The following is a 21050-nucleotide window of genomic DNA, read 5'->3' on the forward strand; positions in this document are numbered from 1 at the left end:
TAAATCCTCCTCAGATTTCTGTATCTCCTAAAATTAACCGGGTAATCATATTGGCTTCGTGACCGGCCGCAATCATGACCCGCGGTGCCATCAAGCCCTCAGCCCCCATGGATTCACCGTCACCAGCGATGTATAAATTCTTGCGGGGATGCTTGGTGGTAATCGTGTTGGAACTGTGAATGCCGGCCATCCCGGTGCCCATCACAATTGGCTTGTCGGGATAGAACTCGGATGCGGCATCCAGCAGCATCGCCTTGGCAGCAGGGTTATCGAACGCTTCAGTGATGATGTCAGCGTCTTCGAACAATTCTTTGACGTTGTCATGAGTCACTTTAGTTTGGTGAATTTGAATTTCCACGAACGGATTAAATTCCTGCAGGTTTTGCTTTAAGGCCACAACTTTTGGCATGTCCACCTGACTGAGTTTAAATTGCTGACGGTTGAGGTTACTGAGCTCAACTGTGTCAAAGTCAATCAACGTCAAGTGGCCGACGCCAATCCGGGTCAGCGCAATCGCGATATTGGACCCTAAACCACCGGCCCCGGCAATCGTGACGTGAGCGGCAGCTAATTTGTCAGTTGACCCCTTAACATTGCGTTCTTTCATGCCGAGATAAACGTCATCGTAACTCATTCCTTGAATTTCTGGTTCTTGCATGTTGTCAATCGACTCCTTTTATATCAGTGAGCGGATCCAAGCGGTTAGGAGTCGGAGTGTAAGTCTCCTTCAAGAGAAATTCCCGGTTTTGGAATTTATCTTGAAGGTGCTTACAGGCAGACTCCTGCTTGGAGGAGCTGTCCTAATCAGTGAGCGGATCCAAGCGGTTAGGAGTCGCCAAGTAGGCTAGGCGTTTCACGGCCGTCGGATTGTAAGTCTCCTCGGAAGTAAATTCCCTGGTTTTGGGGATTTGCTTCCGAGGTGCTTACAAGGAGACTCCTGCTTGGAACCACCATCCTAACCGCCACCAACAAACGAGATTAACTCCAGTTTGTCGTTGTCGGCAATTTTAGTTGTGTCAAATTCAGAGCGGTGGACAATCTTGCCGTTCTGTTCGACGACGATGTTTTCAATTGGTGCTTCTCTTTGTTTCAAGAACTCGGTGATTGTTTGACCAACCATACCGGATTCTTGTTCACCGTTAACCATCACCATACAAAAAGACCCCTTTCTTCAGATTCCGAAGAAAGAGGTCAGTGGATGTCTTTTCAACATTAAGTTCGATTCACAGAAAAGAAAAACCTTCTTTTCTGCAAAAAGAAGGTTTAAGGTCAAAATAAATTCAACATTAAATTCGCTCTTCCTTCGGCAGTACAAACTACATCAGGTTCGATGGGTGTAATCTCAGCCGTTTCAGGCACCCCAGACGAAATATTCAATTAGGCTTGAAACTTTGCTCAAGCTCATAATCTATTTATAACCGCTTACAATCTGAAAGTCAAGTGAGAAATACTTCTATACTTTTTGCCGAGGTTCATTTACACTGATGGCAAATGAGAAAATATTGGAGGAAATGATTGTGAAACTAACAAATCGACCACTCTATTTGGTGACGGACCACACCGGATTGACTGATGAACAATTCTTTGGCGCGATTGAAGCGGGTGTGCAAAATGGGGTTGGCTTGGTCCAACTTAGGCAAAAAGAGGGCAGTAGCCGCGAAATTTTTGAACTTGCTCTAAAGGTAAAGGCCATTACCGATCGGTACAAGATTCCCCTGATTATTGATGACCGATTGGACATTGCTCAAGCGGTTGATGCCGCCGGTGTTCATCTTGGTCAAAGTGATTTGCCGGTAGACATCGCTCGCCGAATCTTAGGACCCAAGAAGATTATCGGTGCAACGGCCAAGACATTGAAGCAGGCTAAAGCAGCTGAAGAGATGGGCGCCGATTACCTGGGAACCGGAGCCATTTTCCCAACCACGACACACGTTAAGACCGTTCATACGACGGTAGAAACCCTTGGTAAGATCAAACGATTGGTGGATATTCCCGTGTATGCGATTGGCGGCTTGAAGGCCGATAATGTCGAGGCTATTGATGGTGCCCACGTTGATGGGGTGGCTGTGGTTTCTGCGATTATGAAGGCTGCCGATCCGGCGAGTGCTACCCGGGAGTTGCGGGATGCGGTTGAGGAAGCTATTGGGTAAATTATATCGGGCCACGAATAGTGTTCCAGAAGCAACATACATTCAGCAAATACTGCAGAAGGAATCTAAACAATCTTTTGGTTCATTGTTGACTTAAAATGTATTTCTTGCAGGATCATAAGTGACAGCTACAATTGGCCTCATTTAGAATTTAAATTCCAGCTTAAGAAACCAAAAACAGCTACTCGTAATGAGTAGCTGTTTTATCGAAGGCACCAAAGGAACTGCCGCCTTGTGGCCTTAAGGCCCTATTTATTTCTCTGTACATTTAATTTACCATCTATTACTAACACTGTCAACGCAGGCGGCTTTTAACGCTTTATATGATGGGGCGCCAATATCCTGCAGTATTCTGGAATTTAAATCATAACCTCAATTGTCAAATCAAGTGCAACACTAAGAATCTATTCTTAGAAGTGGTCTAGTTGCTAAGCTAGTTCAGGCATTAGATCGGCTGGGCAGCGATAGTTCAATGACCGCCGTAGCCGGTTGTTTAAGGTATCTTGAGCCAGCTGAATGTCAATGAGTGAGGCCGAAGCCAAGGATCTGCCCTTCGGGAAGAACTCGCGCAAAAGGCCGTTAGTGTTCTCATTGGTTCCACGTTCCCATGGTGAATAAGGATGGGCAAAGTAGATGTCAGTTCCCTTGACTTGACTCAAGCTTGAGAACTCAGCACCATTATCAAAAGTAATGGTTTTAAAGTGCTCGGTTCCATAGTCATATAAGGTATTCTGGAGGGCTTTCAAGCAAGTGTCGGCATGATAATTGGGAAGTTTAACGATGATCTCTAAGCGACTAACACGTTCAGTCAAAGTCATTAATGCTGGCTCAGATTCAACCCGTTTGCCTTTGACCAAGTCACCTTCCCAGTGTCCAAGCTCTTGACGCGCTTGAACCATGGCGGGACGCTCTTCGATTGAATGGCCCAGATTTTTCTTATTGATTCGATGATGCTTTGCCCCGGGGCATTTAATCCGGCGACGTAGTTTAGCTGGTAGGTCTGAATTGCGGATAACTAAACGCTGGTCATCAATATACCGGTACACCGTCGGTGTTGAGGGGCAGACAAGCCTTGGGTGATCAGTCTTGAATTGGTGGACAAAAGTATCCACACTATGCATCCTGGGACGCGCTTTTAAAGCTGTCACCAAAGCATTACAGAAGGTTTGACAATGATCAAAGAGTCCACGATAACAGCTATTTAGTCGGTGCTTACGATAAATTGCTTCACCAGTTTCTGCCAGATATGACTGTTCAAAGATATGAGTACTAGCGTTAATCTGTGTCGTTGTCCCACGTTTTAATTCACGTGAAATCGTGCTGGGATTACGATGAAGGGCCTGGGCAATCCGGCGGATAGACCAATCTAAGTCCCTTAGGGATTCAATTCGACCACGTTCAGCTAAATTGAGTTGGTGATACTGATTAGATATGATATTCTTAATTCGGGTCATGAAGATACCTCTTTCTTGTTTGTGGTGAATTAAGAATAGGTCTTCATGGCCTTTTTGACTAGTCTGAATAAAGAACTGGTCTAGTAGAGCAGGTGTTGCACTTCAATTTTAAATCGAGGGTATGAATTAATTTATTCAATGGCGGCTTCAATCCTTTTTCCAACAGTTTGAATATGATTTGAACTAACTTTCAGCCTTGCCTGTTATTGTGCGAGTCCTAATTTCTGCCTTTAGACTTTTGAAGCCAATTCCCCAGCTATTTTAGTTGCAATTTCCCCCAAATTACTATAATCTATTATCATACTTACAAAAAGTAAGCAACGGGAGGAAAAAGCATGAGCATGGTTGATGTAGACAAATTACAATTTGGCCTCGAAACGTTTGGCGATATCGTTCGGGGAGAAGACGGCGAGCTGTTGACGGCTGGCCAATCCATTCGCCAAATCGTGAAGGAAGGCGAGCTGGCTGACAAGCTGGGCGTCGATGTCTTTGGGATCGGCGAACATCACCGGCCCGATTACAGTGTCTCAAGTCCTGAAATTGTCCTGGGCGCACTTGCTTCAGTGACTGACCGCATCAAGCTGGCGACCGCGGTGACTGTGCTAAGCTCTGATGATCCGGTCAGAGTCTATGAACGGTTTGCCACGCTTGAAGGCTTATCTCAAGGCCGCGCTCAAGTGATGCTTGGCCGGGGATCCTTCACGGAATCATTTCCACTCTTTGGTTATGATTTAACCGACTATGATGATTTATTCAATGAAAAATTAGAGATGTACAGCCAACTGATTAAGGAAAAGCCGATTACTTGGGATGGCAAATTTACCCAATCCTTGAAGGATCAGGATGTCTATCCAAAGACCGATTATAACGGCATTGAAACTTACATCGGTATCGGCGGCTCACCCGAATCAATTATTCGGACTGCCCGGTATGGTTACAAGGTCATCTTGGCGATTATCGGCGGCCAGGCGGATCGTTTTGTGCCGTATTTGAATTTGTACAAGAAAGCTGCCGAAAAATACAATATGCCGGTTCAACCCGTTGCCGTTCACTCTCATGGCTTTATTGCTGACGATGAGGATCAGGCCGTTGAAGTTGCTTGGAAGAATATCAAGGCCAACTTCGACCGCATCGGTTTAACTCGCGGCTGGGCCCCGATGAGTCGGGAACAATTTGACGGTGAAACCAAGGTCGGCTCATTTTACGTCGGTAATCCGGAACACGTCGCCCAACGAATGGCCCGCACCATCAACCTGATGAACCTGGGTCGATTTGACTTGGTTTACGGTGCCGGCAACCAGACGGCTGCCCAGCGTGAACGCATGATTGAGCTGTACGCGACTAAGGTGATTCCTCGCGTCAAAGAAATTTTGTCTGAGGAGGGCTAAGCATGGCTGAAATTAAAAATGTGGGCATCCTGGGTGCCGGCAAAGTAGGTATCGTATTAGCTCAGTTAGCGTTAAAGGCTGGCTACCACGTGCGAATTTCCGGTTCCGGATCGGTCGAAAAAATTGCCATGACCATCGAGACTTTGGTACCGGGTGCAGTTCCGGCGACCAATCAAGGGGTTGTTGCCAAAAGTGATCTGATTATCTTAGCGATTCCACTGAGCCGCTACAAGAACATCAAATCCAAGCTCTTAAAGGGCAAATTGGTGATCGATGCCATGAACTACTGGTGGGAAACTGACGGGATTCGAGAAGAAGTTTTGGATCCATCGTCGACTTCCAGTGAACAGGTTCAGCAGTATTTCAATAAGAGTACCGTGGTGAAAACATTTAACCACATGGGCTATCACAACCTGCAGGAAGAGGCCAAACCAGCTGGAGCAGACAATCGCAAAGCGTTGTTTGTGACCGGCGATAACCAAGCAGCCGTTGATCAAGTGGCTGAATTTGTCGACAGCATGGGCTTTGACACCGTGGTTTATTACAACATTGCTGACGGCATCATGACGGAGCCCGGCAGTGAGCTGTTTGGCGCTAGCTTAACCAAGGCGGATCTTCAAAACGTGATCGATCATTTTGATGAAACTGCTTTTGGTAAGAAGATTAAGGCTGGCGAGCAGGGCTAGCGTTTGGTTAATTGTTGACCCGTTAAATAACCATTTAGACAAAGAATGGCCCATGGCCAAATCCCGGTAACATGATGTTCGTGAGAACAATCATGATCGGAATTTGGCCATGGGCCATTTTAAGCATCTGAAGATTTATGAAATGTAGAACTTACGTGATTTATTCAAAATTAATTAATCACGCTTACGCCGTTTGAAAATCATGGCGCCGGAAATGATAATGACGGCCAATGAAACGTCACCCAGAATACTGAGCCAATTTTGTCGCTTATCACCAGTTTGTGGTAAGACGGATGCTTTTTCAATTGGTGTCTTGCCAGTTATATCTCGGGAATTCCGCGATGTGCGGTTAGTAGTGGTTCCCGTTGAATGATTTGGCTTAGTCGGCCAATTGGAGTGAGTCGACTTGGTTGGCTGGTTAGGCTGATTTGGCCGACTTGGTTTATTCGGCGTATTTGGTCGATTAGGTTGTGTCGGTTTATTTGGCTTATTCGGCTGATTCGGTCGATTTGGTTTATTTGGCTTATTCGGCTGATTAGGCCGATTTGGTTTATTTGGCTTATTTGGCTTATTTGGCTTATTTGGTTGCGTTGGCTGATTAGGTTGCGTTGGTTGATTAGGTTGCGTTGGCTGATTAGGCTGAGTTGGTTGGTTAGGTTGTGTCGGCTGGTTCGGCTGAGTTGGCTGGTTCGGTTGCGTCGGCTGGTTCGGCTGAGTTGGTTGGTTTGGTTCAGTTGGCTGATTAGGCGTGGATGGAGTAACCCACAGAATGATTCCAGGGACGTCAGAAAGTATTGGGTACTGCAGTTCCCCAAGAATGGTGGCCACCATGGAATCAATAAACTCGCCAATCGTATCACCAAAATCTATAGGTTGGCCGGAAACACTCGCGGTCGCTAAGTTTGTCGTTTCACTTTGATTAGGACTAGTTACAGGGGCGGTGGTAGTGGTTGAGCTGCTATTAAGCCCCAACCCATCCTTCAAGGCATTCCAAATATCCCAAGGGGAAGACCACAGTCCACCAGTTAAGAACTGAAGAACTCGTCCAGGAATCACGATCGGTTCCGATGAGGAGTTAATCGGATACAAGGATATTGTCCCACCACCAAGAATTGCAGGTGCCGAAATGACTGCGCCGGCAATGGCTTGTGGAATAATAGTCGCTAGTTGAAAGACCTGTTCCCAAAAATCACTGGAATTTGGGTCCGCCAGTGACTGGGTATCAATGGGTGTCTTGGCTAACGAAGCAGTCTGATCGGCTGTTGCCGATGAAGCAGTGGGGTCCGCGGTAGTGGCTGTCTTTGCGGAATCAGCAGTTGCATCAGTGTTTTCAGTAGTGGCCGTGTTCTGATCATCGGTTGTGGTTGGGTCAGAGGCTTTGTTCTGGTCGTCAGCCGCATTTTGATCAGGTTGGTCGCTTGTCTGGTTCGATGGGTCAGTCGTGGTGGCATCATTGTCAGTGCCGGTTGTAGATGGATCATTAGTCGTATTCGTAGTCGTTGCGGGTTGATTACTCTCTTGATCAGTCCCAGTCGTCTGGGTCGAGTTATTCGTCTCCGTTGTTGCAGGATCCGCAGTCGGTGCTTGATCAGTTCCCTGATCATCTGCCGTCGTTGCTGGAGTGGTTGCACCACTTGTTTGATTAGCGTCAGGAGTCGTGGTGGTTGCACCACTTGCTTGGTTAGAATCAGAAGTGGTCGTCGCTGCAGTGTTCTGTGACTGAGCTGGAGTCTGGCTATTATCCGTTGTGGCTGTCGAGCTGTCAGCTGAACTGGTTTGGGCAGCGGTTTGCGTATCGGCACTCGGTTGAGTAGTCGCAGCTGTCGTAGTTGGTGCCGGTGCCTGATTATCGCTGGTATCGGCTTCGACTGTGCTGGCACCAAACGCACCGCCGGCCATCAAGCCAACGGTGAGTAGTGAAGCGTACAGCCAATGTTTCCCGGCCTTATACATTTTGTAATGAACCTTTGAATTGGTTCGATTTAATTTTGTCATGGTATTATTTCCCCTCGAATAATGTATTTTGTAGAAATGAACTTAATTGAATTGTTCAATTAGTTTGTCATTCATTGATTTTGAATAAAGTTGTGCCACATCTGCTGCACATGGCTTGCCGAATACTTCTCAACAGACGCCGGCGCATTTTGACCGTATCGTTGAAGGATCTCTCGGTGTGTCAACAGGTGCAGCAGTCGGCGATAAAGTTCGCGTTCATCGCCGGCTGTGATTAGTTCCCCGTTATGCTTGTCTTGAATCATTTCTGCCGGCCCGTAATTGATATCGTAGCTAAGGACCGGGCACCCGTAACCAAGGGCTTCTAAGATCGCCATTGCAAACCCCTCATATGAACTGGTCAGGGTTAACAAGTCCGCGTGCTGATAGACTGACGCCAAATCGTGAACGTAGCCTTTGAAAGTGATATAGCTCTCAGCCCCAGATGTTTTGACGAGTTGGCGCAGCTTGTTGCCTTCCTGAAAATCATTGACATTTTCGTACCCATAAGTATCCAGAGTAACGAAGGGCAGGTGTTGATGAACTAAGATAATGGCTTGAATAATGTGGCTCAGCTGTTTTAACGGCGTGATCCGCGCGACAGCAATCACTTTGCCGGGAATCCGGTCGCTAAATGATTCCGACTGATGAATCAGCTGGTCGTCAAGGTAACTGACCGGAATAACGGTCGTTTGAACCATCGGGAACCGCGACTGAATGTCACTGGCTTCCTGCTGAGTGGAAACGATGATGCCGGATAACTTGTCCTTTAGTTCAATTGCTTGCTGGAAATATGGAAATAGCTCACCATCGTGCTTGGCATTTTGCGTAAAAATAGAATGCAAAATGAGATAGCGTTTGGCGGGCTTGGTCATCAATTTAAATGCGGGGATGGCAACGTCCTCGCGGTCACTATAAAACGTGGCGTTGGAATCGTCTGTTGCCAGGCAGTCAAGAAAGTAGCCCATTAACTCATCTTGATTATCGAACTGCCAGAGCCGGCCGTTATGCCGTAAGTGAATCAGTGTCAGCACCGGCTGGTTGCCAGGGCCACCCCGATAGTATTCAGTCATGACGATGTGCCCATCTTTTTGATAGAATACCCGCGTGATTAATTTTGCATGATCGTCAAAGTATTCTGAAGACACCCGCTGATTGAAGTCGTACAGGTCGCGACGGTCGGTGAAGCCGAACGGGTCCAAATAATCGATGTTATTGATCCAGCCATTCTGTTCATTGACCCGAACCCGGAGCTTGCCGTCCTTATATCCCAGATTATTTTCAATCGGAATGTTGGTGAAATCGTGCAACACATCTTCAGCTTTGGGCATCGGCTCGGTTTGGTTGGGAAGCTCAGTAAAGTATTGGTAGAGGTTAATGATTTGATGATTGTCGATTAGCTGCTGTAACACCCGATTACTACCACGATTGCGATTGCGGGTCACAATCTTGGCAGGAACCTTGAGTTTCGAAAACAAATGTAATCGTTGAATCTCCGCAATTTCGATCGCAGATGTGTTCTCATCAATCTGCGACGTCAAAAAGTAATGCGTTATCATCACCCCCCTGTTGGTTATGTATAACGATATAGGCATGAATATTATGTCGAAGCATTGAAATAATCTATTTTCAAAATTGATTTGAGCACACTGAAGTGCTTTGCTGACGGCATCCTTGTCAATGGTGTGAGCCAAGTTGGCCATCATGTCTACTTGGAAACAGTCAATTCAAGAGCCCTCACTCTATAACTGTTTTCCTATCTATAATTATTATAACAATAAATATAGTATTTTAATATGATTGCGAGCAATTTTTATTAATGGGATTTTGAATTTGAATCCTGGAAAGGGATTTGGTGTTAATTTGACAGTGATTGAGTGGGTATGTTATCTGAGTGCTTGAGTGAACAAATTTGATGCTCAAATATCAAGATCAGCTCATCTTAAAGGATGGGTATTTACCAAGGTAAGTACTTGTAATAACATTGTAATTACGATATACTTAGCTCAAATTTTAGGGAGGAATTGATCATGAATAACTTAAAAATTGCAAACACAAAAACGCATAAAACTGGCAATTCGGTCAGCGTAACCTTGCCTAAAAGCACAGGATTTTCGAGCAACGAGCCGGTGGTAATTGAAAAAGTGGATGAAGATACTTTGATTATCCGGCGCGCCCACAGCCATAAAAACCCGTGGATATCGGGCGCATATGACAATGTTGATTTTCGTAGCCAGATTGACGAGATTGGTTTCAATGTTGGAAACGAGTCAAGGAAAGGTCGGGAATTATGAGTACATCCTTTCCTGAACAAGGCGATATTATTGTTTTAGATTTTGACCCCCACACTGGGCATGAAATGGGCGGACATACGACTAGCCACCTGCGACGACCAGCAGTGGTGGTATCGAACGCCCAATATAATCGGTTGACAGGATTTGTTGTCGTGATGCCTATCACGCACGGCACTAGTCAAATTCAAAAGGGATTCGAACCGATTCTTGACCCAAGTAGTCGTACCAATGGCTATATTGTGACTTGGCAAACACCCAATTATGATTATGTTGCCCGTAACGGCGCGATCATTGGTCAAGTTCCTGATAAACTTCGTAAACGCTTATGTACCTTGGCGGTCGACATTGTGGCTGCCAATTAAGTGAAATACCAAGAGCTGGTGTGTTAGTGCTAGCTCTTTTTGTAAAGAGTCGGAATTCCCGCTTAGTCCAATAAGGACCGTTAACGTAAAAACAGCGTTAACGGTCCTTGTTAAATTAATGCTCAAAAGCTTGATTGGCATTTATGGTTATTTTTCAGATTTGGCTGCCTTTGAGGACAGCTCCGACAACCCTGACCCCTACCACATAAGCCAAAAAAATCATGGATGAACAAGAAGCGTTCATCCATGATTTTTCTGACTTATGTTCCGGGGTCAACCCGGGTTTCGTCGCTCACTACTGTTCTTCCAACAGGTTGAGTAGTGTGTTCTCGACTTCTACATAGTGGAAACGTGCCATTTAAGCCAGCTTTCTCCGCTTAATAAAATAACAGGCATTGATGCAAAAAGCGCATCAACACCTGTTATTCCATTAATGCTCAAAAGCTAACCGGCTTAAAGGGCACTCTATTGTTCTTCATACCAAGTATAATGGAAACTCCCTGGACGGTCGACACGCTCATAGGTGTGGGCACCGAAGTAGTCACGTTGTGCTTGGAGCAAGTTTGCTGGGACAACTTCTGAACGATATGAGTCGTAGTATGAGACAGCGGCGGCTAATGATGGTACTGGGACGCCGGCCTTGGTTGCCAATGCTACGACGTCACGTGCTGATTCTTGATACTTCTTGGCGATATCCGTGAAGTATGGATCCAGCAGCAGGTTTTGCAAATCTGGGTTCTTGTCGTAGGCGTCGGTAATGTTTTGAAGGAATCGGGCACGAATAATGCAGCCGGCTCTCCAAATCTTGGCCATTTCGCCTAATTGGATATCCCACTTGTATTGTTCTGAAGCAGCCTTTAATTGAGCAAAGCCCTGGGCATAACTCATAACTTTACCGAAGTAGAGGGCTTCACGAACTTTTTCAACGATTTCTTTCTTATCAAAATCAACTTTGCCTTCCGGCTTAGGGAGGACTTTGGATGCTGCGACACGTTCGTTCTTGATCATTGAGATATAACGAGCGTAAACGGCTTCGGTGATCACTGATTGGTCAACACCGACTTCGAGGGCATCTTGTGAGCTCCACTTACCAGTTCCTTTGTTGGCACCACGGTCAAGAATCATGTCAACGATTGGCTTGGTCTTGTCAGCACCAATATCATCCTTATGAGTCAAAATGTCGGCGGTAATTTCGATTAAGTAGCTGTCGAGTTCACCTTTGTTCCAATCTTTAAAGATGTCAGCCAATTCATCAACTGAGTAGCCGGCAAGGTTTCTTAAAATGTTGTAACTTTCATCAATTAACTCTTCATCACCATATTCGATACCGTTGTGCACCATCTTAACGTAGTGTCCGGCACCATTTGGTCCAATGTAAGTAACACATGGTTCGCCGTCAGCAGGTGCCTTGGCAGCGATTTGCTTGAGAATTGGTTCTACCAAATCATAAGCTTCTTTTTGGCCGCCTGGCATCAATGATGGTCCTTGTAAGGCACCAAGTTCACCACCTGAGACACCCATGCCGATAAAGTTGATTCCTGATTTATCAAGACGGGCATTTCGAGCCATCGTATCGTGGAAGTTTGTGTTACCACCATCGATCAGGACATCGCCTTTATCGAGGAGTGGCAGTAATTCATCAATAACAGCATCGGTTGGTTTACCAGCCTTAACCATTAAAATAATTCGACGAGGCGTTTCAAGTGATTTAACAAAGTCTTCAATCTTGTAACTTGGAACTAGTTTCTTGTCTCCATGATCCTTCATAACTGCTTCAGTCTTGGAGCCGGTTCTGTTGAAAATGCCAACAGTGTAACCGCGGCTTTCGATGTTAAGGGCTAAGTTCTTACCCATAACAGCCATACCAACAACACCAATGTTTGCTTTTTGATCAGCCATTTCAAAACCATCCTTTTCTATATAAGAATTACTACACAATTAGTGTACCATCTCACAAGTGGAAAGTGAAACAAAAACGCGTTGGAACAGTATGCCGAATTTGTTAGATGAGAGATTGTGAAAATGAAAAGTCGTTTTGTGGGGAGCGCTTACATAATTCAAAATGACCGATTTTCAATCATTGAGGGATTTTGTTGCTTGAAAAATGTAAATCTGGATCCATGGACTTTCAGCAAAATGGTAAAAATTTACAATTTATTTCAAACGTTAACCCAAACAAAAAGCTGACCGAAAACGAATTGGTTTTCGGTCAGCTAAATTGGTTAGATGTTACTTATTCAATTTGTATACCCATTCACGGTGATCGCGGGCAAGCAATTCATCAGCTGAAACTGGGCCCATTGATCCTGGAATGTAGTTAGGGAACATTGGTTGTTGAATATCCCAAACTCGACGGATTTGATCAACAAACTTCCAAGCACTGGCAACTTCTGGCCAGCTGGCGAAGTTGGTACCGTCGCCCTTCAAAACGTCGTGGATTAAGCGTTCGTAAGGTTGTGGTGTTTCGCGGGTGCGCTTTGAATCTTCAAGGTATTGCAACTGAACGGGTTCAGTGTGGAATCCTTGTTCGGAGTTCTTGGCGTTAACCATCAATGAGAAGCCTTGGTTTGGTTCGATGAAGATAGTCAAAACGTTGGCACTCAGTGGTGCACTGCCGCTTTGTGGGAAGGCGAAGATGTCAACTAATGGCTTCTTGAAGACAACATCAACTCGGGTGAACTTGTCAGCGAGTTTCTTACCGGTTCTAATGTAGAACGGTGTGCCTGACCAACGGTAGTTATCGAATAACAACTTGCCGGCAACAAAGGTTTCAGTGTTGGAATCCTTTGGAACACCGTCTTCTTCACGGTATTCTTTATCGTTACCAACGGCAGCGTATTGACCACGGACAAAGTTGCTTGATGCTTCGGCAACGTTGTAAACCCGCAGGCTACGCAATGCTTTGACTTTTTCAGCACGGATATCAGTATCCTTGAACGCAACCGGTTGTTCCATCGCAAGCAAACTGACAATCTGCATGATGTGGTTTTGAACCATGTCACGAAGGGCACCGGAGTTGTCGTAGTAACCGGCACGCTCTTCAACACCCAGCTTCTCAGCAAGGGTGACTTGAATGTTGTCGATGTAACGGTTGTTCCAGAGGGCTTCGAAAATGGTGTTACCGAAACGAATAGCTTCGATGTTTTGGATCATTTCCTTACCTAAGTAATGGTCAATTCGGAAGATTTGGTCTTCTTCAAAGGCATTGCTTAGGTCGTCGTTTAACTGTTTGGCTGATTCGAAATCACGGCCAAATGGCTTTTCAATGACCAAGCGGTTAAAGCCGTTTCCTTCGGAGAGAAGGTGTTGAGCCTTAAGGTTTTTAGCAACGGTTCCGAAGAAGTTGGGTGCCATTGAAATGTAGAACACGCGGTTCCCGTTCAATTCATACTTCTTGTCCAACTCGTTGGCTTTGTTTTTCAATACAGAATAGTGTTCAAGGTCAGTCACATCATGGGTCACAAAATAGAAATGGCTGGCGAAATCAGCAATTTGTTTTTTATTAGTAGATTCTTTAGAAACAGACTTGATGACCATTTCACGGTATTTTTCATCATCGAACTTGTAACGGGAAGTTCCAATCACAGCAAAGTGATCGCGAATGTTTCCCTTCTCGAAAAGCTTTAACATTGCGGGATAAAGTTTACGAGTGGCAAGGTCACCAGTTGCTCCGAAGAGCATAATCAAAGAACGTCTTTCAGTTGGCAAAATGTTCACTCCTATCAGAATATTAACTAAGTAATTTGGTATATGTCTATACCAGTTCCCCAACATTATATAACACATGAGACCCCAACAAAAGCGAATTGCCAATGTAAATGAATAAAATTTACAAGCATATTCTTTTCATAATTAGCCCGCTAAAAGCGATGCCTAAACAGTGACGGTTTTCTTAAGAAAAGGATAAATGAAGGCCGACTTGACGGCTTTTTTTGCCCATATCCTTTATAATGAGTCATGCAAAATAAAGATTAGGGAGCAATATCAAATGAAGAAATTTAAGTTTATCGCGTTCTTTGCTGTCCTCGCATCATTTTTGATTGGGTTCAGTGTCAACGCTTCTGCAAGTTCTCCGTCACTTAAAGTCAATAACATTTACACGACCTCAAAGGCAGTGACTGGAACTGCCACCAAAGGTGTTGCCATTATTGTTCGAAACACCAACAAAACCACCATTGCCAGCACCACTGCTGACAGTTCAACTGGCAAGTTCAGTGCCGAGCTGCACACCAGTGTTAAAGCCAACCAGAAGCTTTATGTCTACGCCCGGAAGTCATCAACCTCATACTTCTACCGAATTATGACCGTTAAGACTCCTAAGACTGCCACGACAACAACCACGACTGGTTCAAGCACCAAATCAACCAGCAGTAAGATCAACATTTCAGAACCAACTGGTCGTTGGCAATCAGGCAACAACAATGGCTACAGCGTTGTCACCAACTTCAGCCAAAAGGGTGGTTTGAACCAAGGCTTGTATAAGAATGGCAAGTATCAAAAGAAGCTGATCAACTTCGCCAACTACAAAGTTACGACTTACTCAAAGACCTTCTGGGGAATTACTTACCGTGAACGCGGCAGCAAGACTTACCACAAGTTCTACTTGAGATTCACTGACAATACGCATTTCATCATTGTCAACAAAGCCAACCATGCGATCAAGGTTCAATATGGCAACACACCGCTTCACTACTACAAATTTGCTTTAGTTAAATAATTTTAACCAGCTATTTGATTCGGGGCTGGGACATGACTGCTTTTATGTTATGTTCCAGCCTCTTTTTGAGTTTCTACTGTTATCCTTGATTAAACGTGGAACGCGAGGCTGATCCCGGCCATTTAAGGCACAAATCGAGTCATTCCAAGAACAGGAATAACTCGATTTGTGCCTTAAATTCTGGGATCAAAACGCCTCGTGTTCCACTCTGCCTATGCTATGATAGCTGTAACTCAAAGGTTTGGAGGCCTTAATGATGAATGAAGATCAACGAATGCTTGCCGGCAAATTGAGCAATCCCCGCGACCCCGAATTATTGGCGCGTCAGCGATTGGCCCATCGGCTGGTCAAACAATATAACGACACCTTTGATGATGAACGTGAGAAGCGGGCTGATTTATTGAAGCAACTGCTGCCTAATTCATCTGAACGAATTTATCTGCAGGGGCCGATCTTTGTGGATTATGGCACTCACATCAAGATTGGTGATCATTTCTACGGCAACACCAACATCACATTTTTGGATACCGGCATGATTACCATCGGCGACAACGTCTTATTTGGGCCGAATATCAGCTTGGTCACACCGATGCATCCACTGCGCTACCAGGACCGAAACTTTGCTGCCAATAATGATTTACCCGGCAAGGAGTACAGCAAGCCAATCACAATTGAGGACAACTGCTGGTTGGCCAGTAACGTAACCGTGATCGGTGGGGTGACGATCGGCAACGGATCAGTGATTGGCGCCGGCAGTGTGGTCACCAGAGATATTCCGGCCAATTCCCTGGCAGTGGGCAATCCTTGTCACGTGGTGAGAAAGATTACCGATCAAGACGATATTAGGCTGAAAAAGGAATTATTTTAAATAATCTTCAGTAATAAATACAGTTTCTGTCATTAATATGCGAAAATGGACGTAGAAGATTTTGTGGTTAAAAATGAGTGTAAGAGGGGACTGAGCAATTGATAAAACAACGGAGTGAAATTAGATTTAATTCGGTCATTGTGTATTCACTGATTTTAAACGCCGGGGCGGCTTTCATGTGGCCGCTGGTGACGGTGTATCTGCATAACTACCTACATAAGTCGTTGACGCTAGCCGGAATGGTCCTGCTGGCGATGTCGTGTTGTATGATGCTGGGTAACTATCTTGGCGGCTATTTATTTGATCGCTGGTCTCCCTACAAGGCAACGATTATCGGTTCACTGATTTCAACGACGGCCATTGTCACGTTGGTCTTCTTCCATGGCTGGCCGATGTTTGGGATTATGCTGCTGTTCGTTGGCTTTGGTGACGGTGCTTGTTTGACGCTGCTGAATTCATATGCCGCCAGTATCAAGACCCGTTCGACACGGGATATCTTTAACATCTTGTACATTGGCCAAAACGTCGGGATTGTGATTGGGACTTTAATGGTTGGCTTCCTGTTAAAACATGGGGTCACCTTGGTGTTTACCGTGACGGCAGCCTTTTATGCCGTGCTGGTCCTCATCACGATTTTGGAATTCAATGTTCACGTTGATCGGCGGGCACCTGGGAAACCAGTCAAGCCAGGCGCACCAGTTGAAGCCAAAGTTGGCGGGATGATTCTGGCAATTTGTGGCGTGGTCCTGTCAGTCTATCTGGCGTATGCCTTATGGGAAAGTGTCCTGCCGGTGCACATGACCAGCCTGCACATTCCATTTGAAAATTACAGTTTACTGTGGACGTTAAACGGGTTGATGATTGTCATCGGTCAGCCGTTCGTCAATCGGATTGGGACGCACTTCAAACTGAGTACTCAGACCTACGTAGGGGTGGCAATCTTTGCGGCATCGTTTGTGTGGTTAATCTTTGCCCGCGATTATACTGCCTTTGTTTTGGTGATGATCGTGACGACAATTGGGGAGATGATTGGCTTTCCTGGGATTCCAGCGTGGATTGACAGCTTATCGACGCCTCAACAACGGGGAAAGTTCCAAGGCTTGTATAACCTGTTCATGTCGTGCGGCCGGGCAGTTGGACCGCTGATTGGCGGCATTGTGCTGGACTTTGCGTCCTATAAAGAGCTGTTCTCACTAGCAGCCGGCTTGATCATTATCTTTGTGGTCATTTTGTGGGCGATGAATCGACGGCGGACGCGGCAACAGCTCGCTGAAACGAAATAATGTAGAAATCAATCCAGTTAGCAATTGGCTTAGTTCAGCTGCTAACTGGATTTTTTTGACGATGATATAAAAAAGCAACTGATTATTCTCAGGGTGAGGATAACCAGTTGCTTTATATTAATTCAGAATCATTTGATTCCTGTTAATTTAATTGTGGAACCCGTTTAGCTTTGGGCCAACAATTTATAAATCCGTTCAACATCCCGGCCGGTTCCGCGGAGTTCGTAGTCCGCAAGGAAAGGTTTATTAAACTGTGAGGCGTAACGCTTGGCGGTCAGACAATACTGCTCGTTGAAATTTTTATTGCCGCTGCCAACAATTCCGTGACACAATTTGGCATTGTCATCGTAGGCGATGTATTCCCCTAAGGCATTGGTCATCAGCTCTTTAACGCCGTTGTCAATGCCGTTACCGCCGTCCAAATACGTTGGGACAAAAGCAAAGAATGGTTCCGTCTCGTCAGCAAAATCTGTCTGTTCACTGATTTCCTTTGAGACCACCAATGGATTGGCTGGATCTTGGTCGTGCATGCCAGTCGCATAACTGGTTAAATTTTTAACGAATGAACGCGTATTTCCCTCAATTGAAATGAATAGAATTTTTATTGGGCTCACAATGGACCTCCTCAGATTAGATGGAAATGATTTTTGAAAAATTTGTTTGTTATCCTAACTTTAACGATTGGGCCACCAGTTGGCAACCTCAATTTGACTGGCTCTTGCAATGTTTTGGCTTGTGCTGTTGACCGGTTCGTTCCGGTAAGAATTTACCGATGATCGCAAAGCCCAGCAGGATGATAAATGCCAACCAGCTGATACCTGAAACCAACTTGCCGACTTTAATGCCTGGCGTCGTATAGTCAAGCTTGATCTGGTGCTGGCCAGCAGGCAGGTTGGCGCCGACAAAGCCCTTATTAACAACGAAGGTCTTCGTCGGTTTCCCATCAATGGTTAATTTCCAGCCAGTTGAGTATGGAATCGAGGTAACCATCGTGCCAGAGCGCTGGTTGTTGGCCGTGCCGCTGACGTGATTGCCGTTGACTTTCAAATTGGCAGGCTTAGTCTGCTTGAGTTTCTGCATTTGAGTGTCATAAGTCTTATTGAACGGCATGGCAACCAGCTTGGCCGACTTGAACTTGATGTTCTTGACCTGATTGAAGTTGAGGTCAATGTTCTTGCGTTGGTGAGTTGAGTAACCCAGATTAAGGACGATATTACTGATCTGACGGTAATTGGATAGATTATTGTTGTCATATTGGTTATACCCATTTTGATGATCTTTAGCGAAGGCATTGAAAATGTAACCGCCAAAGGTGGGCTTCAAAATGCTGTGACGATACTCGTCCATCTTGCCCATCCGCGAGTAGAGTTTGTTATCCAACAGGAACTGGTTAGCCATCCACTGTCTGTGTTCGGCAGGGGTACCATCGGTTTGCTTAATCCCGGAGAGAACCAGGAACAATTCAGTGTTCTTGGTGGCCTTGGGGTTCTTAACCTTCAAGGTATAGTCGATTGGATTACCAACAACGTCTGAGGTCATCTCTTTTAGGCCATTAATGTTCTTGTAGTGGTTAGTCTCGATGATCGAGCGGTTGGTTGCCAAGAGGTCCTTGGTCTTTTGCAGGTTGGCACCCAGGCTGACCTGTTCGTGGGGTTGGTCGACCAGCTGATCCGAGTTGGCTTTATTGATAATGCCAAGTCGATACTTGGTGAGTTGACGGCCGTTATAGACAATCTTGGAGGTATCCATTTTCACGGTATAATCAATGTTTTTCTTGGGTGATTGGTAATTGAGGGGATGGGTATTATACTTTGATTGATTCACCACCGCCCCTTGAGTCATGACACGCTCCCGATCGACAGCACTCATTTTGTCATAGGCACTGGGTGAAACGGTGTTGTACTGCGTATAAACCAGCGGCAGTGCGTTATTGGATTTATAAATTGTCGTCCCATACATATTTTCGATTGCCTGGACGGCATCCGTCCGCGCCTTAGCAGGAAAGACTTTGATTTGGCCATTCTTGTCACGAACTGGTTTGTAGCCATAAGGGACAACCGGTGGATTCTTGGTGTTGGCTTTGGCAAACATGTACTTGACGCCCAGCAGGTTGTTAAAGGCGGTTCGATAATCACCTTGCGCAATCGGCGTGTTCATTGAAAATTGGCTGTTGCCGACGGACTGTGAGAATTTACCCAGATAACCATTCTGCAGGGTCAGATAGACTGATGTGTCGTTGAGCCCACTGTTGATTGGGAAATCTGTATTGGTATTCGAATAGTTGGCTAAATTTTGAATGTGGGTATTGTAGTGATACCGCGGATTCATGGAAACTCTGAAGAAGCCGGGCATTTTTTTGAGGTATTTCTGAGCCCCACTAAAGTAATCGTTGCTAAATCGGGTTGCCAGACCGCGGTTTAGCTGCTGCAGCGCTAATTTGCTGGAGTGCGGACTGTAAATGCCAATGATGTTGGCGGATAAGTTCAGCATGAAGACGGTTGAGACCAGGATGACTTTAGTCGAGCGTTTCCAATCAAAGACGACACAGCCCATCACCACAATCACTGTCAGCAGTAAGAACCCGTAGACGATGAAATCGTGGGGCTGGAGATTCATTAAGAAGCCGCCAAATGCCCAGACTAAGACAATCAGGCCAATCGAAGCCCAACCGAACCAGGCGATATCCTGCTTCGTAAAATCGCTGAGATGTTCAATAAAGACCATCGTTGCAAACCCAAACAGGATGTTTACCAGGAAGACCCAGCGGTTGGAAGGCGTCGAAATCGCGTTCATAATGGCGCCGACAGCCGGCAATAGGATCCCGATGAACATGGTAATCAGGGCGACATTTTGCCATAAATAGCGTTTAAAGTGCCTCAGCATGTACACCAGGCCGAGATATGACAACCCGGAAATCCCGATGACCAGCCAAAAGTTCATCGCCCGACCAGTCGGTAGAATTGCCCCAGGAATGTCTAAGTAATACTGGAGCGGAAAGAAAGTCATGCCATTGGCAAAGTTGTCATTGAGTCGGGTGGAGCCCGTCGCCAAAATAATCGTTGGCAAGAAGACGATGGCCGCCATCCCAAGGCCAATCGCTGCTGAAAGGACCAATTTACCAAAGGATTTGAGTGGCGTAAAATCAGGCCATTTTCTCAGGCTCAGCATTCTCAGAATGACATAAGCAATTGAACCAAATCCCAGAATCCAGGCAAAGTAGAAATTGCTTAAAAAAACCAGGAAGACCGCAAAGATCAATTGCAGCCATGACTTGTTATGTAAAACGCGATCGATGCCGTAGCAAAGCAGTGGGAAGAAAATCAAAGGCAGAATAAAGAATGGGTGGTGCAAAGCAGTTGCCAAGGCGTAACCGTTAAATGCATAGGCGATCGACCCGATGATCCGGCTGGACTTCTTAAATTGATACGATGAAGCCCACAACATAAAGCTCAGACCGGAAAAATACATTCGGAGAAAGACCAGTAAGGCAAAGACATTTTCGATCTGACTCTTTGGAAATAGTGCAATTAGGTAATTGAACGGGTCGCCAATCACATAATAAGCAAGATTGGTCAGCTGATCGGACCCTAAGCTGATGTTCCAGGCCCAATGAGTAAAGCCGCCACTTGGATTGTGCAGAAATGACAGTATCATGTGCCTGAGCTGCACTAAAATGGGATAGTGCTGGGCCATCCCGTCCAGCTCCCAAATCATTGATCGACCTGTTAAGAACAAGCAACCGACTAAAACACAGATCAGCGCGGTAAACAGCACCGTGTATGTGATCCACGCTGGTGTTTTTTGCCATAGCTTTTTCACTTGTTAGATCCCCCTTAAACGTTATGATGTCTAAATC

17 protein-coding genes and 1 riboswitch are annotated in these 21050 nt (G+C 45.6%); of the genes, 8 read left to right on the forward strand and 9 right to left on the reverse strand.

Annotation, left to right across the window (positions count from 1 at the left end):
• Positions 1-10: 10 nt before the first annotated feature.
• Entirely contained in the window at positions 11-658 is a 648-nt protein-coding gene (gene thiF / locus KE627_RS06970; RefSeq protein ID WP_056939271.1) for a sulfur carrier protein ThiS adenylyltransferase ThiF, read from the reverse strand.
• A 297-nt stretch (positions 659-955) separates the two neighbouring features.
• Positions 956-1153 carry a sulfur carrier protein ThiS gene (gene thiS, locus KE627_RS06975; protein ID WP_013728937.1) on the reverse strand — a complete coding sequence of 66 codons (198 nt, stop codon included), beginning with the start codon at positions 1151-1153 and terminating at the stop codon, positions 956-958.
• 127 nt (positions 1154-1280) lie between these two features.
• Positions 1281-1373: riboswitch (TPP riboswitch) on the reverse strand.
• Between the two features lie 144 nt (positions 1374-1517).
• Here thiS and thiE point away from each other — a divergent pair.
• Positions 1518-2150, forward strand: coding sequence for a thiamine phosphate synthase (thiE, locus tag KE627_RS06980; protein WP_013728936.1), 633 nt, complete (start codon positions 1518-1520; stop codon positions 2148-2150).
• A gap of 428 nt (positions 2151-2578) precedes the next feature.
• On the opposite strand, the gene KE627_RS06985 is transcribed toward thiE, so the two are convergent.
• On the reverse strand, positions 2579-3604 hold the full coding sequence (locus KE627_RS06985; protein WP_035181582.1) for an IS30 family transposase: 1026 nt from the start codon (positions 3602-3604) through the stop codon (positions 2579-2581).
• A 341-nt stretch (positions 3605-3945) separates the two neighbouring features.
• Between KE627_RS06985 and KE627_RS06990 the strand changes: the two genes are divergently transcribed.
• Both KE627_RS06990 and KE627_RS06995 read left to right on the forward strand, forming a co-directional pair.
• Complete coding sequence (locus KE627_RS06990) at positions 3946-4992, forward strand: LLM class flavin-dependent oxidoreductase (RefSeq protein ID WP_041805990.1); 1047 nt, start codon at positions 3946-3948, stop codon at positions 4990-4992.
• A 2-nt stretch (positions 4993-4994) separates the two neighbouring features.
• Complete coding sequence (locus KE627_RS06995; RefSeq protein WP_013728933.1) at positions 4995-5678, forward strand: NADPH-dependent F420 reductase; 684 nt, start codon at positions 4995-4997, stop codon at positions 5676-5678.
• A gap of 174 nt (positions 5679-5852) precedes the next feature.
• On the opposite strand, the gene KE627_RS07000 is transcribed toward KE627_RS06995, so the two are convergent.
• Positions 5853-7673: a KxYKxGKxW signal peptide domain-containing protein gene (locus KE627_RS07000; RefSeq protein ID WP_056938685.1), complete on the reverse strand. Its 1821-nt coding sequence runs from the start codon at positions 7671-7673 to the stop codon at positions 5853-5855.
• Positions 7674-7744: 71 nt separating this feature from the next.
• The gene (locus tag KE627_RS07005; RefSeq protein ID WP_056938686.1) at positions 7745-9229 is read right to left on the reverse strand and encodes a glycosyltransferase; all 1485 of its coding nucleotides are present in this window, start codon (positions 9227-9229) and stop codon (positions 7745-7747) included.
• A 471-nt stretch (positions 9230-9700) separates the two neighbouring features.
• Between KE627_RS07005 and KE627_RS07010 the strand changes: the two genes are divergently transcribed.
• Together KE627_RS07010 and KE627_RS07015 are read left to right on the forward strand one after the other, a co-directional pair.
• Positions 9701-9964 (forward strand): AbrB/MazE/SpoVT family DNA-binding domain-containing protein, encoded by a 264-nt coding sequence (locus KE627_RS07010; RefSeq protein ID WP_013728930.1) that lies wholly within the window; start codon positions 9701-9703, stop codon positions 9962-9964.
• Positions 9961-10326: a type II toxin-antitoxin system PemK/MazF family toxin gene (locus KE627_RS07015; protein WP_013728929.1), complete on the forward strand. Its 366-nt coding sequence runs from the start codon at positions 9961-9963 to the stop codon at positions 10324-10326. The genes KE627_RS07010 and KE627_RS07015 overlap by 4 nt, the downstream gene beginning before the upstream one ends.
• A 465-nt stretch (positions 10327-10791) precedes the next feature.
• Here the strand turns inward: KE627_RS07015 and gndA are convergent, their stop codons facing one another.
• Both gndA and zwf read right to left on the reverse strand, forming a co-directional pair.
• On the reverse strand, positions 10792-12225 hold the full coding sequence (gndA, locus tag KE627_RS07020) for an NADP-dependent phosphogluconate dehydrogenase (protein ID WP_013728928.1): 1434 nt from the start codon (positions 12223-12225) through the stop codon (positions 10792-10794).
• A 330-nt stretch (positions 12226-12555) separates the two neighbouring features.
• The gene (gene zwf, locus KE627_RS07025) at positions 12556-14034 is read right to left on the reverse strand and encodes a glucose-6-phosphate dehydrogenase (RefSeq protein WP_013728927.1); all 1479 of its coding nucleotides are present in this window, start codon (positions 14032-14034) and stop codon (positions 12556-12558) included.
• Between the two features lie 280 nt (positions 14035-14314).
• Between zwf and KE627_RS07030 the strand changes: the two genes are divergently transcribed.
• The 3 genes from KE627_RS07030 to KE627_RS07040 all read left to right on the forward strand — a co-directional run bounded on the left by KE627_RS07030 (position 14315) and on the right by KE627_RS07040 (position 17194).
• Positions 14315-15043: an Ig-like domain-containing protein gene (locus KE627_RS07030; protein ID WP_013728926.1), complete on the forward strand. Its 729-nt coding sequence runs from the start codon at positions 14315-14317 to the stop codon at positions 15041-15043.
• A 253-nt stretch (positions 15044-15296) separates the two neighbouring features.
• Positions 15297-15911: a sugar O-acetyltransferase gene (locus KE627_RS07035; protein WP_013728925.1), complete on the forward strand. Its 615-nt coding sequence runs from the start codon at positions 15297-15299 to the stop codon at positions 15909-15911.
• Positions 15912-16009: 98 nt separating this feature from the next.
• A complete protein-coding gene (locus KE627_RS07040) occupies positions 16010-17194 on the forward strand; it encodes an MDR family MFS transporter (RefSeq protein ID WP_056938687.1) in 1185 nt (394 codons plus the stop codon).
• Positions 17195-17358: 164 nt separating this feature from the next.
• Here KE627_RS07040 and nrdI read toward each other — a convergent pair whose 3' ends face one another.
• A complete protein-coding gene (nrdI, locus tag KE627_RS07045; protein ID WP_013728923.1) occupies positions 17359-17808 on the reverse strand; it encodes a class Ib ribonucleoside-diphosphate reductase assembly flavoprotein NrdI in 450 nt (149 codons plus the stop codon).
• 88 nt (positions 17809-17896) lie between these two features.
• On the reverse strand, positions 17897-21013 hold the full coding sequence (locus tag KE627_RS07050; RefSeq protein WP_082602303.1) for a YfhO family protein: 3117 nt from the start codon (positions 21011-21013) through the stop codon (positions 17897-17899).
• Positions 21014-21050 lie beyond the last annotated feature (37 nt).

The sequence above is a fragment of the Lentilactobacillus buchneri genome (assembly GCF_018314255.1).
Taxonomy (GTDB): Bacteria; Bacillota; Bacilli; order Lactobacillales; family Lactobacillaceae; genus Lentilactobacillus; species Lentilactobacillus buchneri.